25 protein-coding genes are annotated in these 23,547 nt (G+C 51.9%); 17 read left to right on the top strand and 8 right to left on the bottom strand.

The window, feature by feature from the left end; genetic code table 11:
- Positions 1-179: 179 nt before the first annotated feature.
- Positions 180-788 (bottom strand): hypothetical protein, encoded by a 609-nt coding sequence (locus tag NST23_RS16855; RefSeq protein ID WP_122965119.1) that lies wholly within the window; start codon positions 786-788, stop codon positions 180-182.
- A 188-nt stretch (positions 789-976) separates the two neighbouring features.
- On the opposite strand from NST23_RS16855, the gene NST23_RS16850 reads away from it, so the two are divergent.
- Genes NST23_RS16850 through NST23_RS16830 form a run of 5 tightly spaced genes read left to right on the top strand, consistent with a single transcriptional unit; the run spans position 977 to position 5,987 of the window.
- A complete protein-coding gene (locus NST23_RS16850; RefSeq protein WP_173599674.1) occupies positions 977-1,999 on the top strand; it encodes an ABC transporter ATP-binding protein in 1,023 nt (340 codons plus the stop codon).
- Positions 1,992-2,618 carry a DUF4129 domain-containing protein gene (locus tag NST23_RS16845; RefSeq protein WP_122965121.1) on the top strand — a complete coding sequence of 209 codons (627 nt, stop codon included), beginning with the start codon at positions 1,992-1,994 and terminating at the stop codon, positions 2,616-2,618. The genes NST23_RS16850 and NST23_RS16845 overlap by 8 nt, the downstream gene beginning before the upstream one ends.
- Positions 2,611-3,735 carry a DUF4350 domain-containing protein gene (locus tag NST23_RS16840; RefSeq protein ID WP_173596460.1) on the top strand — a complete coding sequence of 375 codons (1,125 nt, stop codon included), beginning with the start codon at positions 2,611-2,613 and terminating at the stop codon, positions 3,733-3,735. The genes NST23_RS16845 and NST23_RS16840 overlap by 8 nt, the downstream gene beginning before the upstream one ends.
- Before the next feature lie 10 nt (positions 3,736-3,745).
- On the top strand, positions 3,746-4,666 hold the full coding sequence (locus NST23_RS16835) for an AAA family ATPase (RefSeq protein WP_122965123.1): 921 nt from the start codon (positions 3,746-3,748) through the stop codon (positions 4,664-4,666).
- Positions 4,617-5,987: a DUF58 domain-containing protein gene (locus NST23_RS16830; protein ID WP_122965124.1), complete on the top strand. Its 1,371-nt coding sequence runs from the start codon at positions 4,617-4,619 to the stop codon at positions 5,985-5,987. Before NST23_RS16835 ends, NST23_RS16830 begins: the two co-directional genes overlap by 50 nt.
- Here the strand turns inward: NST23_RS16830 and NST23_RS16825 are convergent.
- Positions 5,954-6,934: a stage II sporulation protein M gene (locus NST23_RS16825; protein WP_122965125.1), complete on the bottom strand. Its 981-nt coding sequence runs from the start codon at positions 6,932-6,934 to the stop codon at positions 5,954-5,956. The genes NST23_RS16830 and NST23_RS16825 overlap by 34 nt on opposite strands.
- Before the next feature lie 48 nt (positions 6,935-6,982).
- On the opposite strand from NST23_RS16825, the gene NST23_RS16820 reads away from it, so the two are divergent.
- From NST23_RS16820 to NST23_RS16795, 6 genes are all read left to right on the top strand, one after another.
- Positions 6,983-7,807, top strand: a complete 825-nt coding sequence (locus NST23_RS16820) for an RDD family protein (protein ID WP_122965126.1) — start codon at positions 6,983-6,985, stop codon at positions 7,805-7,807.
- 201 nt (positions 7,808-8,008) lie between these two features.
- Positions 8,009-8,515 (top strand): hypothetical protein, encoded by a 507-nt coding sequence (locus tag NST23_RS16815; RefSeq protein WP_122965127.1) that lies wholly within the window; start codon positions 8,009-8,011, stop codon positions 8,513-8,515.
- The gene (locus NST23_RS16810; protein WP_122965128.1) at positions 8,505-9,575 is read left to right on the top strand and encodes a phosphodiester glycosidase family protein; all 1,071 of its coding nucleotides are present in this window, start codon (positions 8,505-8,507) and stop codon (positions 9,573-9,575) included. The genes NST23_RS16815 and NST23_RS16810 overlap by 11 nt, the downstream gene beginning before the upstream one ends.
- 159 nt (positions 9,576-9,734) lie before the next feature.
- On the top strand, positions 9,735-11,762 hold the full coding sequence (gene ggt, locus NST23_RS16805) for a gamma-glutamyltransferase (RefSeq protein WP_173599675.1): 2,028 nt from the start codon (positions 9,735-9,737) through the stop codon (positions 11,760-11,762).
- Positions 11,763-11,791: 29 nt separating this feature from the next.
- A complete protein-coding gene (locus NST23_RS16800) occupies positions 11,792-12,682 on the top strand; it encodes an NAD-dependent epimerase/dehydratase family protein (RefSeq protein ID WP_122965130.1) in 891 nt (296 codons plus the stop codon).
- 82 nt (positions 12,683-12,764) lie between these two features.
- On the top strand, positions 12,765-13,604 hold the full coding sequence (locus tag NST23_RS16795; RefSeq protein WP_122965131.1) for a M15 family metallopeptidase: 840 nt from the start codon (positions 12,765-12,767) through the stop codon (positions 13,602-13,604).
- 105 nt (positions 13,605-13,709) lie between these two features.
- On the opposite strand, the gene lepB is transcribed toward NST23_RS16795, so the two are convergent.
- Positions 13,710-14,270 (bottom strand): signal peptidase I, encoded by a 561-nt coding sequence (gene lepB / locus NST23_RS16790; protein ID WP_122965132.1) that lies wholly within the window; start codon positions 14,268-14,270, stop codon positions 13,710-13,712.
- A 392-nt stretch (positions 14,271-14,662) separates the two neighbouring features.
- Between lepB and NST23_RS16785 the strand changes: the two genes are divergently transcribed.
- From NST23_RS16785 to NST23_RS16770, 4 genes are all read left to right on the top strand, one after another.
- Positions 14,663-15,091, top strand: a complete 429-nt coding sequence (locus NST23_RS16785; protein ID WP_122965133.1) for a MarR family winged helix-turn-helix transcriptional regulator — start codon at positions 14,663-14,665, stop codon at positions 15,089-15,091.
- A gap of 74 nt (positions 15,092-15,165) precedes the next feature.
- The gene (locus tag NST23_RS16780; RefSeq protein WP_340964119.1) at positions 15,166-15,792 is read left to right on the top strand and encodes a hypothetical protein; all 627 of its coding nucleotides are present in this window, start codon (positions 15,166-15,168) and stop codon (positions 15,790-15,792) included.
- Between the two features lie 130 nt (positions 15,793-15,922).
- Positions 15,923-16,096, top strand: coding sequence for a hypothetical protein (locus NST23_RS16775; RefSeq protein WP_217021405.1), 174 nt, complete (start codon positions 15,923-15,925; stop codon positions 16,094-16,096).
- 156 nt (positions 16,097-16,252) lie between these two features.
- Positions 16,253-17,365, top strand: coding sequence for an aminopeptidase (locus NST23_RS16770; protein WP_063229818.1), 1,113 nt, complete (start codon positions 16,253-16,255; stop codon positions 17,363-17,365).
- A gap of 16 nt (positions 17,366-17,381) precedes the next feature.
- Here NST23_RS16770 and NST23_RS16765 read toward each other — a convergent pair whose 3' ends face one another.
- Positions 17,382-17,702 (bottom strand): hypothetical protein, encoded by a 321-nt coding sequence (locus tag NST23_RS16765; RefSeq protein ID WP_122965135.1) that lies wholly within the window; start codon positions 17,700-17,702, stop codon positions 17,382-17,384.
- A 503-nt stretch (positions 17,703-18,205) separates the two neighbouring features.
- On the opposite strand from NST23_RS16765, the gene NST23_RS16760 reads away from it, so the two are divergent.
- Positions 18,206-18,613: a hypothetical protein gene (locus NST23_RS16760; protein ID WP_217021403.1), complete on the top strand. Its 408-nt coding sequence runs from the start codon at positions 18,206-18,208 to the stop codon at positions 18,611-18,613.
- A gap of 42 nt (positions 18,614-18,655) precedes the next feature.
- Here NST23_RS16760 and NST23_RS16755 read toward each other — a convergent pair whose 3' ends face one another.
- The 4 genes from NST23_RS16755 to NST23_RS16740 all read right to left on the bottom strand — a co-directional run bounded on the left by NST23_RS16755 (position 18,656) and on the right by NST23_RS16740 (position 22,427).
- On the bottom strand, positions 18,656-19,150 hold the full coding sequence (locus NST23_RS16755; RefSeq protein ID WP_217021401.1) for a hypothetical protein: 495 nt from the start codon (positions 19,148-19,150) through the stop codon (positions 18,656-18,658).
- Between the two features lie 198 nt (positions 19,151-19,348).
- The gene (locus NST23_RS16750; RefSeq protein ID WP_217021400.1) at positions 19,349-19,867 is read right to left on the bottom strand and encodes an isoprenylcysteine carboxyl methyltransferase family protein; all 519 of its coding nucleotides are present in this window, start codon (positions 19,865-19,867) and stop codon (positions 19,349-19,351) included.
- A 5-nt stretch (positions 19,868-19,872) separates the two neighbouring features.
- On the bottom strand, positions 19,873-20,943 hold the full coding sequence (locus NST23_RS16745) for a type III polyketide synthase (RefSeq protein WP_217021398.1): 1,071 nt from the start codon (positions 20,941-20,943) through the stop codon (positions 19,873-19,875).
- A gap of 248 nt (positions 20,944-21,191) precedes the next feature.
- The gene (locus NST23_RS16740; protein ID WP_173596467.1) at positions 21,192-22,427 is read right to left on the bottom strand and encodes an MDR family MFS transporter; all 1,236 of its coding nucleotides are present in this window, start codon (positions 22,425-22,427) and stop codon (positions 21,192-21,194) included.
- Between the two features lie 283 nt (positions 22,428-22,710).
- On the opposite strand from NST23_RS16740, the gene NST23_RS16735 reads away from it, so the two are divergent.
- A complete protein-coding gene (locus NST23_RS16735) occupies positions 22,711-23,355 on the top strand; it encodes a GGDEF domain-containing protein (RefSeq protein ID WP_122965139.1) in 645 nt (214 codons plus the stop codon).
- The last annotated feature ends 192 nt before the right edge of the window (positions 23,356-23,547 follow it).

Genomic DNA, 23,547 nt, shown 5'->3' with positions numbered 1-23,547 from the left:
GGCTCGTTTTTTTCCCGCAGAAAAGACAAGCCTACGGTTGCTTATTCAAGCCTTCGAGAGCTTGTCCAAAACAACAAAAGCTGTCGCTGCAAAAAGCAGCTCCCACTCCTGGGGTGTTTTTGCATAAAGAGGACGTCGCATGAGGCAAAGGAGTGGGAGAACGGGGGAAGGCGCGTACCTTACAAAGCTTTTGCCGATCCTTCGATCACTTTCAATACGACGGGTTCAGCCTCGTCTTCTTCGTGCGTGGCAAATGCCTCGGCCGGAGGTGGAGCATCCGGGATGATCGCGGCAATGCGGTTCAGCGGGATGAGAATACAAGTTCCGTGGTTGGCGTCCAGCGCAAGCTCGATGATTCCATCGTCTACTCTCTTTAGTTGTCCGACCCGATAAGGGCGGCTGTCCGGCCCCCAGTCGGAAGTAAGGATCACTTCGATGGTCCGGTTTTGCCGCATGCATTTTTGCAGTTCCTTGCGCAGTCCAGCCACGCTTTCCTGCTCGGGAGTATCCTCTGCTTCTACGTCCACTTTGACAATCGGAGCGGGAATGACCAACGGCTTGGGCGCTTCGAACTGGACGATTGGCGCTTCTACCTGAACGGTCGGGGTGGCGCTGGTGACGGATACATGAGGAGCAGGCGTCGTCACTTTCACCTGGGGTGCGCGCACGTGGAGGCGGACGATTCGGTGCAGCCTGTCTAGCAAGCGGTTGGCAGTCCGGCTACCGGGCTGACGGCGCCTGCTGCTCGCGGCTGACTTCGCTCTGGCCTTCTTTTTGGCTGATTTCAAGAGAATACACCTCCTACTGTCTTGCTTTATCCTATTCAGCACAAAAACGGACCGAAATGGACAAATACCCGCAGAGAACGAAAATCAGGCAGGAAAACATCGGTAAATTTAGCGGAAATTTTTAAAATCAAATGGAAAATCGTGTATACTATTCAGGTAATCTCAAAAAGAGAGATGGAGGATTTACCATGAATCAAATGCCAATGACCCCAATGGGAGTGGGGAAATTATTGGACAAAAGCTTTAACGTTTACCGTCAGCACTTCGGAGCGTTCTTTCTCCTGGCTCTTATTTGGTTTGGCCCTTTTCTGCTGGTGCAGCAGTTGCTCCTGATCGATGTCAGCAGCATTCCGCTGCTCATGCAGGATACGGAAGGGCTGGAATTTTGGGAAGCAATGGGTGAAAAGTTTGGTGGTCAAGAAGATTTGCTCACCCAAAACGTAGCCATGATGCTTCTGTATGCGTTCGTCGTTGCGCCGTTGACGATGGTTGTTGCCTATCCGCAATTGATCGCGGGTGCCACGTTCATGACGAAGTCTGCGTTGGAGGAACAGCCTGTTGATTTGAAGGCGGGATTGAAGCAAGCATTGGGCAGATTTTGGCCGCTTGTGGGGAGCACGATTGTTTACGGCTTGCTGGCGGTCGCCTTGACGATCGGTTTTCTGCTCGTCTTTATGCTCATCGGCTTCTTGCTGGTGCTGGCTACCGGAAATTCGATCGAAACGTTCTTCGATTCCGACAGCACGTTGAGTCCGTTTATTTTTATCGTTGTCTTTTTGTTCGGCTACATCTTGTTTTTGGCCGGAATCGTTCTCGTCCCGGGTTATTTCCTGCTCAGATGGAGCTTTTACCTGCCGCTCGTCCTGTTTGAAAGAAACGGCATCGGGATCGACAAAAGCTGGAATTTGACAAAAGGAAATTTTTGGCGATTGTTTGCGATCTACCTCGTGCTCAGCATTCTGTATTCGATCTTTTCCGGCGGCATCCAGGTGGCTGTCATGGGCATTATGGGAACGTCTGTCATCTCCCAAATCATCATGGTCGTGCTCAGTTGCCTGCTGATGCCGTGGATGGCGATTGTTTATGCGCTCGCCTACTTCGATTTGCGAGTCCGCAAAGACGGCACGGACCTGGAAGCCCTCATGAGCAAACAACTGGATCAAGATATCGACCGCCTTTTGGCAAAAGAATCAGGAGCTACCCATGAGTAACGCAAACCCTTGGACAGCGGACAAGGAGCATTTGCAGGAAATTTTGCAAAGGGACGAATTTCACGCTCTTCAGGACAACGGGCCAAGCCTCTGGGAGAGAGTGATCGATTTTTTGATCGACTTGATTTCCAAACTTTTTTCGTGGTCAGAAGTTCCGGCGGGGGCTGCCACGACGGCATCCACCGTTGTCCTGATCGTCGGAGCATGCTTGCTGATCGCGGTCATTTTTTGGCTGTTCCGCAGAATGGTATGGGAACAAAAGCGGCAGTCGCCCCTGTTCGTTCACGGTGAAAAAATTCGCACGCACGCCGATTACTTGCGGGAAGCAAAAGAATGCGCTGCCCGCGGTGATTGGCGTGCAGGGGAGCGCTCGCTGTTTTTGGCGCTGCTTGTCTACATGCAAAAGCAGTCGTGGATTCGGATCGAGCAATGGAAGACGAACTGGGAATACGCAGCGGAAATCGAACTCAACCAGCCGCAGGCAGAAGGGCAGTTTCGCCGTTTTGCGCGCGCCTTCGAGCAGGCTTGGTACGGGCAAGTAGAAGTAGATCAATCCGGCTATGCAGAGCGGATTCGCGAGCTGGAGCAGATTTTTGGCAAGGAGGGACAGCATGAATAGCCTGAGAACGTATCGGATCGGCATCATCGTGGCGATCGTGCTGCTCATCGTCGTCGGCTGGTTTGTGGTCAAGCCGGCAGCGACCCACTTGCCGCCTTACCTGGCGTCTTCCGCTCAGCCGGACGGAATCAAGGCTGTACTGCTTTTGCTGGAAGAGAAAGGCGGACGGGTCAAGGAATGGCGGCAGCCCACTCACATGCTGCCGACAGCGTCTGGACAGGCGCTCCTGGTCGTGGAGCCGCAAAGCTTGACGGACAAGGAACAGGAGTCCTTGCTTGAGTGGGTCGAGAGCGGAAACGACCTGCTTCTGTTTTCCGAGCATCCAATCGATTGGGAAGATGTGCCCTTTGAGCCGAAATTCAGCGAAGGTGCAAGCAAAGAACGCAATATTCAAGGCCAGGGACTGCCAGAAGGACAGAGCGGAAAAGCCAGGACGCTTGTCAGATGGCAGGAAGCAGATGGGCTGGAGCCGCTGTTTTATGACGAGCAAGGGATTCTTGCAGGCAGAGTCGAGCTGGGGGCTGGAAGCGTCTCGTATTTTCTCGTCCCGGATTGGTTGACGAATCGCAAAATAAACGAATTGTCCCATTTTGAGGCGGTATGGCCGCATTTGCAAGAAAACTGGTCGGTGATCTGGGTGGACGAATATCACCACGGGTTGCAGGAGACGCCGGGTTTGCTGGCGATTTATCCCGGCTGGCTGGTCGCGACCATCATTCAGCTGTCGCTTGTGTTGCTGTTGTTCGTCTGGTGGAAAGGGAAACGGTTTGGCCCTGTCTACACTTTGCGCGAATGGACGGTGCGACGCGGGGACGAAACGCTTCTCGCCGTGGCGAGCTGGTATGAGCGGCGAAGCCTTGCGCGTGATGCGCTCGCGCACAGGGAGGCGTACTTGCGCCAGCTGCTGCACGACCGCTGGGGGATTCACCAAAAAGCGGACCGCGCACAAATTTTGCACAGTGCCAAGCAGCGGTGGAGCGAACCGCGCGTCCAGAAGCTCGCTGATGTGCTGGAGCGTCTGGAACGAGTGCGCAGCCAGGAGAAATACTCGGCGAAGCAGCTTTTGGCAGACAGTCTTTTGCTGGATGAAATGATTACGGAATTAATGAAGGAGTGACGTATACATCGTGGAGCCATTGTTGCAACAGATGGAAAAAGAATTGGTTGGACAACGCCAAAACATCCGGCTGCTCGTGACCGCCTTGCTCGCTGGCGGCCATGTTTTGCTGGAAGGAGTGCCGGGAATCGGAAAGACGAAAATGGTTCGTGCTTTGTCGGGACTGATCGGCGGGGAGAGCAGACGAATCCAGTTTACGCCGGACATGATGCCTTCTGACATCATCGGCCATGTCGTATTCAACATGCAGGACAATCGCTTCGAGACGATCAAAGGTCCTGTCTTTGCCAATTTGCTCCTGGCAGACGAGATTAACCGCACGCCACCGAAAACCCAGGCAGCTTTGCTGGAAGCGATGGAAGAAGGACAAGTGACGATTCACGGCGTCACGTACCCTTTGCCCGATCCGTTTTTCGTCGTCGCGACACAAAACCCGGTGGAGTACGAAGGAACTTACGTGCTGCCAGAGGCGCAGCTCGACCGCTTTTTGTTCAAGCTGACGATGCAGTATCCGTCGCACGAAAGCGAGAAGCAAATCCTGATTCAACACGCGCCGTTTACGCGAAAGCAAGAAGAAAAACAAGCGCCAGTCTACAGTCTGGACGATATTTTGGCACAGCGCCGCAAGCTGCAAGACGTTGTGGTCGACGATTCGATTTTCGAGTACATTACCACCTTGATTCGCAAGACGCGAGAAACGAAGCGGCTGCTGCTCGGAGCCAGCTCGCGCGCGGGGATTGCCGTTTTGATGGCCAGCAAGGCTTGGGCGCTTCTGGACGGCAGAGAGTATGTGACGCCGGATGATGTGAAGATGGTTGCCCGGCCTGCCTTGAGGCACCGTCTCATCCTGTCACCCCAGGTAGAATTGGAGGGGGGTACCAGTGACCACATCATCGAAGAAACGTTGGCCGCTATCCCGGTTCCTCGCTGATTTGTTGGCAGACCGCTTCGTTTTGCCGACGAAGCGGCTGCTCGTGCTGTTGCTGCTCGGCGCGCCGATTGCTATCGTCGGCTTTGTGCTTCAGGCGGGCTTTACGGCATTTTGGCTGTACAACGCCTTGATCTTGCTGGCGAGCCTGTTTGATTGGCTGACGCTGCCCAAGCGCAAGGACCTGGAGCTTCGCCGCGTGCTTCCTGAGCAGAGTGATATGGGACAGTCGTTCATGGTCGAGGTGGAGCTGGCAAACAAAAGCGGTCAGTCCGTGTCCTTTGTTCTCCAGGATGACCTGCCGCTGTCTTTTGCGGAAACAGGGCCGATCCATGGCATCATGGAAAGCGGCGAATCGCGTATCAGCTACCAGACGCGTGGCACGGAGCGGGGGCGTTATGATTTTCGCTGGCTGTACTTGCGCTGGAGCGGAAAGATCGGGTTGTGGCATCGGCAAAGCCGTTTTGCTGCTCCCCAGGCGATCAAAATTTACCCGGACTTGTCACAAGTTCGCGGCTATTTGAACTCGTTGCAGGAAAGCTTGATTGTCGACGGCAAAAAAATTGTGCGGCGGGCGAGGGCGGGCTCTGAATTTCATGCGATCCGCGAATACGTGCCGGACGATGATCCGCGCACGATCAACTGGTCGGCGTCTGCGCGCTCCAGGCGTCTGATGACGAACCAGTATCGGCCGGAGCACGGGAAAGTCATTACGATTCTCGTCGACTGTGGCAGGCTGATGGGAGTGGAGCTGAACAACCAGAGCAGGCTTGACCAGTCGCTGGAAGCGGCAATCACGCTCGCCGCTGTCGCACTGCGTCAGGGAGATCAGGTAGCGTTTCTGGCTTACTCGCATGAGATCAAGAAGTACATACCGCCAGGGCGAGGCATGGGGCATTTGCACACGATTTTGGAAGCGAGCTACGACTTGTCCCACGATTTTGTCGAGGCAGACCCGGCCAAGGCGCTGGAGTTTATGCATCGCCAGCAAAAGCGGCGCAGCTTGATGGTGCTTTTTTCCGACATGGAAAATTACCTGGTGGAAGATTTGCTCGTCGGCTATTTGTGGAAAATGCGCCGATCGCACTTGTTTTTGCTGCTCTCGCAAGCCGATCCGGTGCTGCACGAGTGGAGTCGCGTCCCGGTGGAAAACAGCCGATTGGCGTACGTCAAGGCAGTCGCACAGCGTTTTCAGCTCGACCGCAAAGCTTTTCAACAAAAAATGACCGGCGCGGGCATCCAGGTACTCGATGTTCCGGCCGATCAGTTGACGCTCGCGGTGATCAATGCTTATTTGGATATAAAAGCGCGCGAGGCATTGTGAGCCTGGCGTCTTCGCCCGAAAAAATACCAGAGGGCGAGCAGCAGCATGGTGGCAGCCGCGACGAGGTATTTGACCTCCAGGGACAGCGAGGAAGGTGTGATATAGCCTTCAATGATCCCCGCCACAAACAGCAGCGGCAAAGTGGCGAGCAACAGCTGGGCTGATTCCTTGGCTGCCTCCAAAAACTGATGTTTGCGGTCGTAGCGGCCTGGCACAAGCAGACGATAACCCATGTGCAAGCCTGCTCCTCCGGCGATGAAGATCGCAGTCAGCTCGATGACGCCGTGCGGCAAGATGTACGCCCAGAAAGCGTAGCTGCTGTCGGCTTGAAAATAGACGGCAGCCAATGCTCCGACCAACAGTCCGTTGAACAGCAGCAAATAGATCGGAACGAGTCCGAACGTAATCCCGCTCACAAAAGCGAGAATGGCGACTTTCATGTTATTGGTCATGATCATCGTAGAAATAACGGGACTGTTGATGGCGTCGTGCCCCTCGCCGAGTCTGGACGGATCGATCTGCTCGGCCATTCCCTGCGGCAGCACGTAGTACAGGTTGAGCGGATCAGCCAGCACCGCGACGAATCCCGATACGCCGCCGATCACAAAAAGCAGGGCGGCCATCCCGATGAAGCTGATCCGAGTGTGCATCAGCGCAATCAGATGGACGCCGAAAAAATGTCTGAGCTGCTGCCAGCTCCCGGACTGCTGCTTGTACGTCAAGTTGTGGGCGCGGGAGACGAGCTGATTGAGGTAAAGCGTGATTTCGTCTGCTGGATGATACGAGCGAACCAGCGCCAGATGAGCGGAAGCTTTTTTGTACAAATGGGTCAGACGATCTATGTCTGCGGCTGTGATGTGCCGTTGCTTGCGGGTGAATCGTTCGACCAGTTGTTCCAGTTCGGCCCAAGCTGCTTTATGCTTGTGCCAAAACGAGGTAATATCCATGGATATGGCCTCCTTATCTAGTAAAATGAGAGGGAGAAGCGAACCGGCATGAATGAAAATCCATCCATGAACCAGGCGAGCCGAGAAGCGTCTGTTGTCACACCTGAGCATGTCATGCTGCGATTCCAGACAGCGGGATTGGGCAGTCGTGCCGCCGCTCAGCTCATCGACACCGTCATTTTGTTCCTGGTTAATCTTACTGTATTTATTGTGATCGGTATAGTCATTTTTGGGAGGAAAGATAATTTTTTCCTGGATGCGGACAACTATGCATTCGCGATCGGGCTCTTCCTGATTTTTGTCCTAAACTTCGGCTATTTCTTGTTTCTGGAGGCGCTCTGGTCGGGACAAACCGTGGGGAAAAGATGGATGGGGATTCGCGTCATCCGCGACAACGGCCAGCCAGCGACGTTTTTGTCTTCGACGATTCGCAATCTGTTCCGCATCATTGACGGCCTCCCATCCGGCTATTTTCTCGGGGCGCTGGTCTCGTTTTTTCATCCGCGAGACAAGCGCATCGGCGATCTGGTCGCAGGTACGATCGTCGTGGTAGAGGGTGGCGGACGCACTGGCCTTTTCCAAAAAAACAAGCGCAAAAAAGCGGAGAGCCTGGCGTCGTTCCAAGAGCCGCTACTTCTGACTGAAAGCCAAAAACAGTCGTTCACACGGGAGGACTGGGTGCTCCTTTCTACCTTTATGACGAGACAAGCGACACTGTCAGAAGACAAGAAGCTGGAGCTGGGAAGACAGCTCGCAAGCATGCTGCAAAAGAAGCTGGACTACAAGGAAGAGCATGCCGTTTCCGGGGAGCCGCTCCTGTTTTTGCAGCAGCTGTACCGTACGCTGGAAAGAGAGTGGACTCTGGGAAAATAGCCATAACCAGGCGGGCCCACCCACTTTGATGAATACGTGGAGAGACTTGCAACCGAAAAGAGCAGATATCGTCGCAACGAATCGCGATGGTATCTGCTTTTTTTGACCAAAAATTCCACTTTTTTCGCAAACGGTTTGTCGAAAAATAATCTATGTTATAATAAAACCTCATTCTATGTCACAGAAAGGAGGAGGGGGCCGATGAACGACAAATACATGGGAACTTCATCGACTTCGTCAACTACGTTGCCACTCCCGGCGAACGGGAAGCAGGCGGGAAGACGCAAACGAGGCAGCCTGCTGCAGGCATTGTTTCCCTCCAGAACAGAAGGCAAGCGACCACTGCTGCCAATCGCACTCGCTGTACTGGTTTGGGTAGGACTTGCTTATGCAGGTTACGCCTTTGCTGCCCATACGCTGGACAAGCAGCAGCAATTTGTGAACCTGCGGATCAATCAGATACAAGAAGAGAACCAGAAGCAGATGCAAGCTTTGGGAGAGCAGCTGGTGACGGTGCAGGACGAGATGAAAGCGGTGCAGGCTGGTCTTGGCAATCTGGAGGAAGACCTGCAATTGACAGGCGAAACAATCGGCGGAACGAACAAAACAAAAGAAGCCTTGCAGGATCGGATTGACCAGCTGAACAAGCAACTGGTTGATTTGAAGGCGTCGCTGAAAAAACTGGAGGATGCCGCTCGTGCTTGGTAAAGTCAACCGCTTTTTCCTGTTCCTGCTGGCACCAGCTCTCGGCTTCCTCGTTGCCTTTTCCACGATCCAGCCTGCGGAAACGTTGCAGGCAGAAGGTTTGGCGCTCTCGGCACACGAATCGAAAAAGCTGGCGGATGACTTGGGGCAGCAATTGGATGACACGAAGACAAAGCTGCGCAACGTCGAGATTGTCGTGGAAGATATTCGCGATCGCGCCAAGGCGGAGCAAAAAGATTACGAAGAGCAAAACAAGCACATCAACAACTTGCTTGTGACGAGCAGATCGCAGACACAAAAGTCGGCGGATGTGCTGGACACGATTTTGTCGAACATGCTCGGCAATCCAATCGGGCAGTCTTTCGGGAAAAAGTCGACCGTCAAAGTATATTCGCTGCAAGAAGCGGGCTATCGCGGATATATGGCGAAAGTTCGCCTCCAGGACCCGAGCGCCTTGAAGATGGTCCTGGCGAACAACTCGGTCAAAAGCAAAGGCGAGACGACAAGCCACGCCGGCAAGCGCACGGGAGCTGTTCTGGCGATCAACGCCGGAGGCTTCATGAGCGACAGCAAAGGCTATCTCCAGCCGCTCGGCATTACCGTTGTTGACGGCAAGATTCGCACGTTTTCCAACAATTCGAATCTGAGCTTCGTCGGCTTCAACAACAAAGGCCACCTGGTGGGAGCGAACATCAAGACCCAGGCGCAAATTACCCAGCAGGGCATTTTGCAAGGGGCGAGCTTCTTGCCAAGGCTGCTCCAGGACGGGAAACGCTTGCCGATTCCCCGCGCCTGGGCGAATGCTCGCCAGCCGCGCACGCTCATCGGTCACTTCGATAACGGCGACTTGCTCGTCATCGTGATCGACGGCAGAAGAGAAGGCTGGAGCAATGGGGTTACGCTCGAAGAAGCACAGCGCAAATTGCAAGAATTTCACGTTGTCGATGCATACAATCTCGATGGCGGCGGCTCCAGCGCGTTTTATTACAACGGCAAACTGTTGAACAAGCCTTCTGGCGGGAAGGAACGGCCTGTTGTCAGCAATCTGGTGATCATGCCGTAAATCAAAAAACGATTGGAATGATGCACACTCTTCCGACGAGGCACAGCGCTCGCGTTCGGGAGAGTGTTTTTTTCTTGGCAAGAGAGCGGACGGGTTGACCGGAAAAAATGCTGAAAATTATAATAATAGCAAAAGGAAGCAATAACCAGGGGGGATCGTATGAAAAAAAGGACAGTGCTAGCCCTCTCGTTCGTTGTCGTTTGTTCGCTTGCGCAGTTTGCCATTGCCAAAGTTCCCGGCGTTCCGGAAGGCGTAGATGGCGCCACAAAAGGAATCGTAGCGGTCTCCCACCCTGCGGCCGCACAGGTTGGCCGCGACATTTTGGCCAAGGGCGGAAATGCCATTGATGCCGCTGCCGGAATCCAGCTGGCGCTCAACGTGGCAGAGCCGTACATGTCAGGAATCGGCGGCGGTGGTTTTATGCTGATTTACTTGAAGGATCAGAATAAAATTACGATCATCGACAGCCGCGAAGTCGCTCCGGCCAAGGTGACCGCTGACATGTTTCTGCAAGCGGACGGAAAGCCGATCCCGTTTGAACAGCGGCATACTAGCGGCAAGGCAGTCGGTGTGCCCGGGACTTTGCTTGGCGTGGCAGAAGCGCTGGACGATTACGGTACGTGGGATTTGCCGCAAGTGCTTGCACCTGCCATCGAGCTGGCGGAAAAAGGCGTGCGCGTCAACTGGGTGACGGCAGACTACATCGCCAAGTCGCGCGACAAGCTCGAAAAGTATGCGACTGCGGCGAAGGTGTTCCTTCCACAAGGACAACCGCTTGCGGAAGGGCAAATTCTCGTGCAGCCCGATCTGGCAAAAACGTTGAAACTGATTCGCGACAAAGGACCGGACGCCCTGTACGCAGGGGAAATTGGGCAAGCGCTTGTCCAGGAAGTGCAGCGCACAGGCGGCACGATGACGATGGATGATCTCAAGGCTTACCAGGTCAAGGAACGGGAGCCGATCCGCGGCATGTTTCGCGGCTATGAGGTGATCTCCATGGCTCCGCCCAGCTCGGGTGGCTTGACCATGATCCAGATTTTGAAGCTGATGGAAGGGTACAACAACCAGCAGGACGGCTTCGGGTCCGTGACTTATTTGCATCATCTGATAGAAGCGAACCACCTCGCATACGCTGACCGGGCGGCGTACATGGCAGACGAGGATGTGTATCCCGTGCCCAAGCAGGGACTGCTCCACGACGATTACATAAAAGAACGGCGCAAGCTGATTGGAGAAGAAAAAGCCAATTCGCAAGTAACGGCTGGCGATCCGTGGCGATTCGATTCTGGTCGCAAGCCTGAGGTTGCCTTCAAGCTGATCGACAATTCGCCAGTCAAGCAGACGACTCATTTTTCCGTTATGGACAAATGGGGCAATCTCGTCTCGTACACGACAACGATTGAGGACGTCTTTGGCAGCGGTGTGATGGTGCCAGGCTACGGCTTTATGCTCAACAATGAGCTGACCGACTTTGACGCGGTACCTGGAGGTGTCAATCAGGTGGAGCCTGGCAAGCGCCCGCGCTCCAGCATGACACCGACGATCGTGCTGAAAGACGGGAAGCCGTTCCTCGCTATCGGTTCGCCAGGCGGATCGACGATTATCGCTTCCGTGTCGCAGACGATTCTGAATGTGATTGACCACGGCATGAGTATTGAGGAGGCGATCCGTGCGCCACGCCTTTTTTCCAGCGAATATCCGCATGTCTCCTGGGAAGCGGGGATTGATCAGGACGCCATTTTGCAGTTGATGGCAAAAGGTCATGTCTTTGCCGAGGAGCCGACGGATATCGGCAATGTGCAGGCGATCGTCTACGATTTTGAGACAGGCAAAATGTACGGGGGAGCGGACAATACGCGAGAAGGGACTGTGCTGGGCGTCGACGCCATCGCCTATACAGCCGCTGAACCGCCGGAAGTTTCGTATGAAGCGGGAGAGCCGTTTGCCATCTCGGTAAATGGGCAGACGTACCCTTTTTTGGCCGAGCAAAAGCTGGTCGCAAAAGGCATCGCGTATGTGCAAGCGGACAAATTGCTGCTCGGTTTGGGCGCGGGCTCAGAAGACTTCCGTTCAGACGCCCTCACCGTAAACGGCACGGAGTATCTCCCGGTCAAAAAAGTCGCGGAAAAGCTCGGATATGCCGTTAGCTGGGATGAGCGCGCGCGAGTGATCGCCTTGAACAAATAAATTCGCATGAGCGAAAGGTGGAAGCGACATTGAAAAAAGTATTGGTACTCGGGGGAACCCGCTTTTTTGGCAAGCGTCTTGTGCATCTGCTGATTGAATCGGGAGCAGATGTGACTGTGGCGACGAGAGGCTTGACCGAGGTAGACTTGCCGCCGCAGGTGAAGCGGCTTGTAGTTGACCGCGACGATAAAGCTTCGCTGGCAATCGCGGGGGAAGAGCAGTGGGATATCGTGTACGACAACATTTGTTATTCCTATCAAAATGCGCTGGACGCATGTGAAGTTTTTCGCGGCAAGGTCGGCAAATACGTGTTGACCTCTACCTTGTCCGTCTATGATTATGCGGAGCAGGCGCTGAAAGAGGAGGAGTTTGATCCGTATACGTATCCGCTGCGCCCGGGAACTCGCGAGGGCGTCAGCTATCAGGAAGGCAAGCGCCAGGCCGAAGCGGTATTTTTCCAGACGGATGCCTTTCCTGTTGTCGCCGTGCGTTTTCCGATCGTGCTTGCGGAAGAGGACTACACGCGCCGACTGCATTTTCACGTTGAACATGTCCACGAGGAACAGCCGATCGGGCTGGAAAATCCGCAAGCGACCATGTGCTTTATTCACGCTGGCGAAGCCGCGAGATTTTTGCAATGGGCGGGAACGGGCTCTGTGACAGGGCCAGTCAATGCCAACTCGCACGGCACGGTGACGTTGCAAGCTTTGCTCGACAACATTGCGCAAGCCGTGGGGAAACCGGCGCGCATTCAGCCAGAAACCGCTCCTTCCGACCAGTCGCCTTTTGGATTTCCCCATTCCTTTTTCATGGACAACAGCAAGGCAGCTGCCGCAGGATTTGCCTTTTTGACCCTCGAATCTTGGCTGCCAGCGCTTATTCAGACGATTGCAAAAGAAACAATGCATGCAAAAGCGTGACAATCCGTCCTTTTTTTTCGTCTAACTCCATGGTAAGGTAAAGCAGAACATATGTGTCTGTATGGAACCAGGAGGACAGGTCATGAACAAGAATCGCACCAATGGTCTTGCCATCGTCGCCGCATTATCCGTAGCGCTGCTCAGTGGATGTGAGGCACCATCGCTGGATGGATTGCTCTCGACAAACAATCCGTCCCAGCCAGCAGGGAATACAGCGACAACGGCAGATGGTACACAAACAAACACAGCGGAGCCAACCGCGGGAGATTCCTCTCGCAGCAAATGGGCATCACTGGCGGAGACAATCCAGGACGTCAATGGAGTCCCGACGGTTACGAACCCGACTGATCTCGCCGTTGTCGTAAACAAGAAGCGGGCCTTGCCTGCTGACTATATTCCACCTGATCTGGTGGAGCCGAACGTCCCGTTTCCTTTTGATGAAAAAGTGGAAAAACGCATGATGCGCCAAGAAGCCGCCCAGGCGCTGGAGGAACTGTTTGCAGCTGCCAAGCAGGATGGCATCGAGCTGTACGCGGTTTCCGGCTATCGTTCGTACAAGACGCAAAAATCGTTGTACGAGACGTATGTACAGACACAAGGAGCGGAGCACGCCGCGGCGTACAGCGCTGTGCCAGGAAAAAGCGAGCATCAGACAGGGCTTGCGATGGACGTCTCTGGCGCCGATGTGAAAACGAGGCTGGAGGAATCGTTTGGAGAAATGCCGGAAGGGAAATGGCTGGCCGAGCATTGTGGTGAGTACGGCTTCGTCATCCGCTATTTAAAAGGCAAGGAAGACACGACAGGATACGCCTATGAGCCATGGCATTTGCGCTATGTAGGAAAAGACATGGCAAAAGACATCATGGCAGCGGGCCTGACGCTGGAAGATTACTTGTCTGCAAAGGCAACGGCTCAAAAGTAACCACCCCCCTTTCAGCGAAAATGTCTCGCCGCTTTCACAGAAAAAAGCCGCTCTACAAGGAGCGGCTTTTCCTATTCCTGCATATGCTTGTGAGACAGCAGGTCGTTATTTCGGCAGGCGGATATCCGTCAGCGGCCAATAGACGGCCTCTGCACGACCTACTACGTGGTCAAGCTTGACGGGGCCGATGACGCGGCTGTCCATGCTGTTGTTGCGATTGTCTCCCATCACGAACACACTACCTTCCGGGATCGTAATCGGAGCGAAGTCTTCCGTCAACACCACTCCGGCAGCTGATGCTTGCAGCTTGTTGTTGGTCAAATACTCTTCGCTGAGCGGTTGCCCGTTGATGTACACCTGATCGTTTTTGGCCTCGACGGTATCTCCGGCTACGGCAATGACACGTTTGATCCAGTTATCGCCGCTCGCATCCGGATGGATGATGACGATATCGCCTGGCTTAGGCTCCTTGAGATAATAGATCGCCTTGTTGACGATGACACGTTCACGGTCGTGCAGTGTGCTCTCCATCGAGCGTCCTTGAACGACGTAGGGAGCCATGACAAACACGTAGATGAAGGCAGTCAAACCACCAATCAAGGCAAACGATTTTAACCAGTCGAGCAATTCTGTTTTCCATTTCGCTGAGCTTTTGGCTTGTTCCATCGACTTGATCTCCTATGTACATGGTTTCTTGGCAACGGATTGCCGTGGACAAAAGGGCGTCCAGTAGACGAGACTGCTCCTTTATTATACATGCAATACGAATGGATACGAAATAAGATTCAAGGAAATAAATGCCTGCTTGCCAGGAGAAAAGTTGCTGTCACGATTTTGCCATCTTCGCCTATTGTCAGTTTTTCCTGTTTGAGGTAAGATGATGTTGCAGATAAGTTTTACAGTAAAAATATTAAATAGTAAACACTTTGTCTCGGCTCATACATATCTTTCGCGGAAAGAAATAATTTTGGAAGGTCTATTGATCTTCATGTACTTTGCCTATATAGTTTTATAGTAAAAGTACTTATATTATTTACTTTCTGAAAATAGGTGATGTTGTGAGCGACATGTCCCGCGCCAGTAAAATCGAGGAACTGGATCGAGCATTTGTCGAGATGGCCCGCTTCTTTATCAGCCATTGGCTGGAAGAGGAAGGGTTGATTAGTCCCAAGCAGTTTATCTTGCTACGCGTGCTTCATCAAAAAGGGCGAAGTACGGTTTCTGAACTGGCGACCATACTCAAGCAGTCCAACAGTGCAACCACGATTGCTCTCAATCGGCTGGTGAAAGTCGGTTACATCGATCGGGTTCGTGACGAGCTGGATCGAAGAGTCGTCTGGGTGACGCTGTCGCAAAAAGCGATTCCGATGCTGGAAGGACTTTTGTGCCAGAGAAGGGCACTGGTTGCGAAACTGCTAGAAAACCTGAGCGATGAAGAAGTCGAGCAATTCACGTACTTCTTGCGCAAAATGAAGCAATGCATGTAGCACTGTCAAGCGGGTAGCAGGTCAGGGGCATTTCGGGAGACAATGTGTGTACTAGGAGAATGGAGTGTACACATATGAGAAAAAGCAGCACACTGATGATGGGTACTTTGGTTTTGGGAGCAGCATTGTTTGCACAAGGAGCTTGTGCCGAGGAAGCTTCCGTGAATACAACAGAAGCTTCTACTACGACTGCGGCACCAGCAGCTGAAACAACAGCGGCACCAACTACGACAGCACCAGTGGTTAACCAGACGCAAGCAGGAGCACCTGTTCAAGGCGCATGGGTTAAGCTTCCAGGTGAAGACGAGTATGTATTTGTGAGCGGAACATTCGTTCCTTCGGCAAACTCCGCATCCGGCTGGGTACTCATGCCGAACGAAGATCAATTTGTTGCGACAAACAATTACCAAATCGTGCAAGCGCCTAACAGCGGCTGGGCTTTCATGCCAGTAGAAGACCAGTTCGTTACAAAAAACAGCTTCCAAGTCGTGCAAGCACCAAACTCCGGCTGGGCTGCGCTGCCGAATGAAGATCAATTCGTCATTCTCGGTGACAAAACACCAGTATTCTCTCCTTCAGCTGGCTGGGCTGCTGCTCCCAAAGAAGATGAGAGTGTTACAATCGGACGCAACGCAACACAAGATATCACAAACAGAACTGGCTGGAGCCCAATGGTTCCTGCATCTGACAGCGACAAGTAAATCACTCGATAAAAAGACGCTTCGCCTACTTGGGCAAGGCGTCTTTTCTCATCTTTTTCCCGCGATGGCTAAATCAGGCGGGGCTCGCGCACACTATACCGATGAAAAAAGCGGAAGGAGCAGATGAAAGATGAGAGAAGAACGCAAGCAAGCACCGAGCGGGCAAATCACGCAGGCAGGGAACATGGACGCAACGTTGTATCAGGTGGACGAAGAGGACGCAGGGGGATTGGCGACTACGCAAGAATTGCTGAGCGACATTTACAAAATGGGGACGATCGAGGACAGAGGCACAGCGCAATAATAAAGAAGAGTGATGACAGCAACAAGCCAGCATGCTCGGTAGACGAAGGCTGGCTTGTTGTTGTGTGTATTTGATAAAATAAATTTTATTGACTTGTCGAGATTTATCAGCAAAAATACAATTGGAATCAGAAAATTTAAAAAGGGTGTGTCACGCATGAGAGACTCTCGCTTGGAGCAATTGGCTTACAACTTGGTTAACTATTCCGTTCGTGTACAACCAGGAGAAAATGTCCTGATCAATGCCAAAGGAAAAACGCCTGAACTGGTAGCGGCCCTGGTTCGTGAGATTTACAAGGCAGGAGGCAGCCCGCACGTTCAGCTGATCGATCCGGCTGTCAGCCGTGAGATCGCCATGAATTGCAACGAAGAGCAATTAAAAGCAATGGCGGCACACGAAGTAGCCCTGATGGAGAAAATGCAAGGCTACATCGGCATCCGCGCAGCCGACAACATCAACGAAATGGCAGATGTGCCGGGCGACAAGCTGGGCATGTACTCCCGCCTGTACGAGCTGCCGGTGATGAACGTTCGCGTACCAAAGACAAAATGGGTCGTGCTTCGCTATCCGAACCCGTCTATGGCCCAATTGGCGAACATGTCTACGGCTGCATTTGAAGACTTTTACTTCCAGGTGTGCAATCTGGACTACGCAAAAATGGACAAGGCGATGGACAGCCTCGTTGACTTGATGAACCGGACAGACGAAGTTCGTCTGGTAGGACCGGAAACAGACCTGACTTTCTCCATCAAAGACATCCCTGCGGTCAAATGTGCAGGACTGCGCAACATTCCTGACGGCGAAGTGTATACGGCTCCGGTGAAAAACTCGGTGAACGGAACCATTACCCACAATGCGCCTACACCGTACCACGGCTTCACTTTTGAAAATGTTCGCCTGACCTTCCGGGATGGCAAAATCGTGGAAGCAACCGCAAACGACAGCCAAAGACTGAACGAAATTCTCGATACAGACGAAGGCGCTCGTTATATCGGCGAGTTTGCCATCGGGGTCAATCCTTTCATTCGCAATCCGATGAAAGACATCCTGTTTGACGAAAAAATCGACGGAAGCTTCCACTTCACGCCAGGGCAATGTTACGACGAGGCGTACAACGGAAACAAGTCTTCCGTACACTGGGACATGGTTTCCATCCAACGCCCGGAATGGGGCGGGGGAGAAATCTGGTTTGATGGCGTCCTGATCCGCAAAGATGGCCGATTCGTCATCCCTGAACTGGAGTGCCTCAATCCGGAGAACTTGAAGTAAGCCTGGACGCTATCTTTTACTTGTCATATTGGCGCAATCTCTCTTGCGCCAACTGCATGTCCATCTCAAGCTGGAAGAGCATGTGCAGATTGCTGGTAGGCATGATCGTGCGCCGGGCCGAATGATAGAGAGTAGGCTTTAGCGATTTGATAATCGTCATGATCTCCACCATGGGCGGGATGACTTGCTTGATTCGGAGCAGGCTCTGCAAGTAACGGAGAAACTTTTGGATGCTGGCAGCGTCATCCTGATTGGGCAAAGTCTCAATCAAGGTACAGAAGTCGCGAACAATCATTCGTTTTGTGTCCAGAGGCTCCACTATATTAGTACGATTCACGATGGCTCCACCTCTCGGGTATGGGTAACGTTTTTCTTTTCTATTCCTCGATTTGCCCATAAGTAAACATGAAAATAGGAAAAAAGTCTGTAGAATTGAAAAATAGAAAGTTCATTATAACCAATAAAAATAAGTAATCACACACAAAATGTTTGACTGATTGATGGGGCCAAGTAAACTAACGGGCAGGTTTGAGAAAGAGTCTTGTTAAGCGAGTGGACGAAATAGCGGAACTGCGGCTCAACTCATTCCTTGCACAATATAACAGAAAGAGCAGAAGGGAAACCTCTCTGCTCTTTATTCATTTTACTTACCCACTGGACAACATTTTGTATGAATGTAACCATTTGTTTTTGGCGAGTATCACCTACAAAAGGCGAAAAAGTGATTTCAATGAAGGCAAGGAACAAAATCTAGCATTCGACATAAATAGACTTTATTTTCAGTATACATATGAAGTTGTATATGGTAAATTATGGATTTAATCGAAAGGTGGAGGGATTGTGTTGGTCCAAAAGCTAAATAATCACAAAGTTCGCATCGTTTTCATGTTTGCCCTTTCATTAATGCTGACGATTGGTTCTGTAATAGCTTCGGCGAAAGATTATAAGCTTACTATGCCTCCGACTGAACATTCTGTCATTGGAGATTTTGTGTTTATTTTTAAATGTGATAGCGTTTACTATGAATGGAAAAATAGTGGGGGTACGCATGGTGTAGGTTTTGGAGTTTATTACTTTGATGGTCAATCTAGCACACTGATAGCAAATAAAACTGCTGGATCTGGTAACGGTGGTGCTTGGGATTCTTTCACAGCACCTTATACGGGTAATTACTTTTTAAAAGCAAACTGCGGTGGCGAAGGACAAACTGGATGTAAAGGGTCAGGATTTATTCGATATGAACTTTAAAAAAAGGCACTCGGGTTAAACATGACTCGAGCGCCTTTTTTGCTACTCAAGAGAATTTGCTACTTTTAATAAATCATCCATTTTTTCGCTCTTACCATTTTTTGCAATTCCTATTTCGTAAAATAAATTATTTTTCTTGAAACGAATAAAATCAGCCATGTAATTATCTGCATGAAGATACTCAGCTTTGGTACCATCCACCAAGGTGATCATTTCCGGTTGGATTTTTAGAGGATTATTGCTTTGTACATAAATGGATATAGAGAGTAGCTCATTTGTTTGAGTGTTGTAGTAATCAACCGTTAATCGCTGAAGAAGTTCATTAAAACGACCACCTGTATGCGTGGGGGTAAAAGGAATGTACTGAGGGAGTAAAATGTCTTTGTGATAAGCTTTTTCAAATTGCGATACAGATACTTTAAGCGGAGCAACATTTCCTAATGGTTTATTGGGATCAACGTCTAATGGGTCTTTCGGAGCAATGGGCTGAAGAATGCTTAGACTTAAAATAAGGGTCAACACTTTACCGATGAACATAAGTTCAATGATCCTCCTTTAATCTTTGAAATATACATTCTTACGTCATGGTGTCTATTTAGCCCCAGTGCCAGCGTAGCTGGCATAATCGGCATACGAACAGAGTGTTGTGCGGCTTGATTTTGTTCGCATACTCACCATTTGCGGAATTTTACACATGGTAATTCCGCTTATCCCTCTTTTCGAATATCTGCATGGTTATTTTTCGCTTTCATAAACGACCTTTTCTTCCAGCGGTATTCTTACGCGCAACAGCAGCCAGGCGTTTAATATCGTGAAGACAATGGCTGTGGTCACGGCAGAAAACGTCAGCGGCAGGGTGATCAGCTCAACTGCGACTACGAGGTAGTTCGGATGGCGCATGACACGGTAAGGGCCTCGCCGGATCGGCTGTTCACCCGGTATGACGAGGATTCGCGTGTTCCAGCGTTTGCCCAGACTGCGTATGCACCAGTAGCGCAGCAGCTGAGCGGCCAAGAACAAGCCGAAACTATACGCCCACCAAGCGGGAAGGGCAGCGGCCGGATTCGTGGAGGCGACTTCGGCTATGAGACTTGCGAAAAACAGCACATGGAAAAGCACGATGTACTTGTAATGTCCGGCTCCAATCTCCACGCCGCCGATGGAGCGAACGTAGCGGGCGTTGCGCGCGGCGAGCAGCAGTTCGCCCATGCGTTGCAGACCGACAGCAGCGATCACCAACCAAAAGAACAGCATCTCATCTACCTCGCTTCCAGCAGGAGCAGTTCGGAGCTGAACCCAGGCCCAAGCGCGGCTACCAAGCCGCGATCGCCGCGGTTCCACGGCTGCTCCATGCTTTTTTCCAGAACAAACAGCACAGTCGGGGATGACATGTTGCCAAAATGGCTCAGCACCTCCTCGGAGTGGCGGGTTGCAGCAGCGTCGATGCCAAGGGAGGATTGATAGGCGTCGATCACTTTTGCACCGCCTGGGTGAAAAATAAAATGGCGCAAGTGCTCCACTGTCGTTTGATGCGGCGTCAGGAAACGGTCGACATTTTCGCGCATGTACGTCTGAATCAGCGTGGGAATGTCGCGGGAAAAGATCACCTTCAGTCCCGGCTCGGTCAACTCCCAGCCCATGACGTCAAGGGTGTCGGGCCACGTTGTCGTGCGAGCGTCGCAAAACTGTATGCTCGGTGCAGAAGCGTCTTTTGAGACAGGGACGCTGTCGCCGCTAATCACGACAGCGGCTGCTCCATCACCGAACAGGCAAGTGGCAACCAGGTTGCTTTTGGACAAATCTTGCCGGATAAAGGTCAGCCCGCACAGCTCCACGCTGATGAGCAGCACTCTGCGCCGAGGATAGGCGCCTGTGTATTCGCAGGAACGGGACAAGCCCATCGCTCCTCCGGCACAGCCCAACCCCCACAGCGGAATCCTGGTAATGTCGGAGCGCAGCCCCAGACTGTTGACCAAGCGCGAATCGATGCTGGGCGTAGAAATCCCTGTGCTCGATACGAATACGAGGCAATCGATATCGGTCGGTTCCAGCCCGGCCTTTTGCAAGCATTTTCGTGCTGCTTCAAGCGACAAAGCTTCTGCATGCTGGATGTACAGCTGATTTTTTTCCGCGAAAGGCCGATCGTCGGAAAACCAATCCATCGGCATGCAAAAATGCCGTTTCTGGATGTTGCTATGGGCAAATACGTGAAGCAGCCGATCGATATCAGGAAAAGCATCCTGGAAAAAATGCCGGGCCAGCTGCATGGAATCTTCCTGGGTAATCTCATGAGGGGGAACGGCTGTCGAAACCGCATCGATACGGGGCATACGCTTTTCTCACTCCCGTTTGTCAGTTTGTGGCAATACAAATAGGCTTCCCCTTCCAATTGATCCCAATTCATCGTTTTCGAAACGATGCAGCCGATAGCATTTGCCAGAAACGAAACGAGGAACGCTGGTCTGTTTTCGCAATCATAATTCACCTGAACACACAACTGGGCAAAGGAAAAAGCCAGCATGCTGACGAGTGGCACCCCGCCTTTCGCATCTGGCTTTTTGCGTAATCAGATTCGATGTTATTGGGATAGCGACTGCCCGCTTTCCGCATGCTCGGCAAGCGTCGCTTTTTTGACAAAACGGTATTGAAAAAGTCCGCCGATGAACAGGAGCAGCCCGAGAATCGAGAACCAGAACGCACCGCCGATTCCTCTGAAAGCGACGGCTCCGACAGAAGGGCCGATCGTTCCGGTAATCCCCCAGTTTGCCCCGAAGATGGCGAAGTAACGGCCGCGGTACTCCTCGGGGGCCATCACGGAAATCGCTTTCTGAATTTGCGGCCCGTACAGCATCTCGCCGATGGTGAACAAAATTTCCGCGAGCACGAGGATGAGGAAGCCAGGTGCCCAGCCATAGCCAAACCCGACACAGGCCAAAAACAGGTAAGCCACGAGAATGACCCGATGCGCAGGGAAGCGCTCCGCGAACTTGGCAATCGCGATTTGGCAACAGACGACCAGCACGCCATTGATCGTCATCAGGGTGGCAAAGACATTGAGAAAGTCCGTGTACTGTGTCCGCAAATGCTGAGGCAAAATGATTTCTACCTGAGAGTACAGAAGCGAGACAGGGATGGCGGCAAGCGTCATCCAGAAGAGCGTCGGATGCTCGGAAAGCTTGAGGCGAGGGCCTTGAGCGGTTTTGGCGGACTGTTTCGCCTGCGCTCTGATGTGATCTGGCAGTGTCTCAGGAATCTTCAAGAAGATGAGCAGACTGTAGACGAACAGCGTACAGGAACAGAGGCCAAAGGCGATGGCCGGATTGATTTTGTAAATGGCGACGCCGATGAGCGGGCCAGCCGCAGCGCCGAGATTGAGGGCTGTGTGCAAAAGGGCGAAAACTTCGCTGCGCTTTTCCTCAGGGACGACATCCGTAATTTGCGCGCTGGCAGCAGGCCAAAACAGCGAAGCGCCGACTCCGTTCAGGACGGTCAGGGCGGCAAACGTAAAAATCGACTCGGCCCAGATGTATCCAGCCATCGAGATCGCTTCGATCAGCAAAGCGGCGATCATCAGCGGCTTTCGGCCGTAGCGGTCGGAGAGACTCCCGGCGAAATAACCGGAGACGATGCTCGTCAACGGCTGCAGACTGGTGACCATAGCAGCCACGAGCAGATTCCCGTCCATCTTGTCATACAGATAGAAGGCGAGGAATGGGCGAAGCATAAAGCCTGCAAAAGTCGTAAGAATGGTCCCGATGACACGAATCCAGATGGTGGTGTCGTAGCGGGCAAGAATGTGATGAAACCAGGCCATGCAATTCATTCCCCCTGATCGATCAAGTTTATTTTGTAAGTATAGCGTACCCGTTAAGCGAAAAAAAAGAGGGTTGAGATAAACGGGAAAATTCCGACAAAACAAGCATAATTCACTTAATTCAGATAGATGAACATGAGATTTAGCAGATTGGTTCTTGAACAGTGACATAAACATAGGTAAAATATTCCTAACAATAAGGACAAAGGACCCATTTCTGATTGTTTAGGTGGGTCTTATGTAATGTATTGCTACATTGGATGGACCGGAGGTGGAGTGTGCCTTGGACTCACGCTGGATTGGCATGGGTGTGTCCTGTCTGATTATCATGATTTGGCTCTTTGTATGTGGGTTGCCTACCGAACTGTCGACGGTGTCATTCGTCGCCTTGGCCGCTATGATCCAGATCGCAGCTGGGTACAGGTTGGGAACATACGTAAATCGTCTGCGCCAAATGGCCTATCACGACTCGCTTACAGGCGTGTTGGTCAATCGCAGGTTTTTGGACAAGTTGATCCGCGAGATCAAGCTGGCGAAAATCCAGCAATATCCCGTTACGCTCTTATTCATCGATTTGGATAACTTTAAAAAATTCAATGATTGCCATGGTCATATGGAAGGGGATCGGTTGCTCTGCCAGTTCGCTGCGATTTTGCAAGCGAGTGTCCGCAGCCAGGACACGGTCGGGCGCTGGGGCGGCGAAGAGTTTGTCGTATTGCTGAAGCATGCGGATACACAGCAAGCGCTGGCAATCGGCGAGCGGATTCAAAACCAGGTCAGACAATCGCTGTCCGGCGTAACGGCAAGCATCGGCGTCGCTTCCTACCCGCATCATGCTGCAACAGCTGAGGAGTTGACACACAAGGCAGACACGTTGATGTACGAGGCCAAAAAACAGAAAGATTGCATGATCGTGGCCACTCATTAAAGATAAAAAAACAATAGATGGCAAGACTAACACCTGTATCCTTTTTGGGGAGACAGGTGTTTTTATGAGCAATTGTAAAGGAGGTTTACAAAAACTTAATATTATTTTAAAGAAAAATCTACACACTTGCCCTTGAATTTAAATTTACGTCAACAATAACTTTCGATATAATCGTTTAGGTGTGATTTATCC

The organism is Brevibacillus sp. FSL K6-0770, assembly GCF_038000275.1.
GTDB classification, from domain to species: domain Bacteria; phylum Bacillota; class Bacilli; order Brevibacillales; family Brevibacillaceae; genus Brevibacillus; species Brevibacillus parabrevis.
This window is presented reverse-complemented; position numbering and strand designations above follow the sequence as displayed.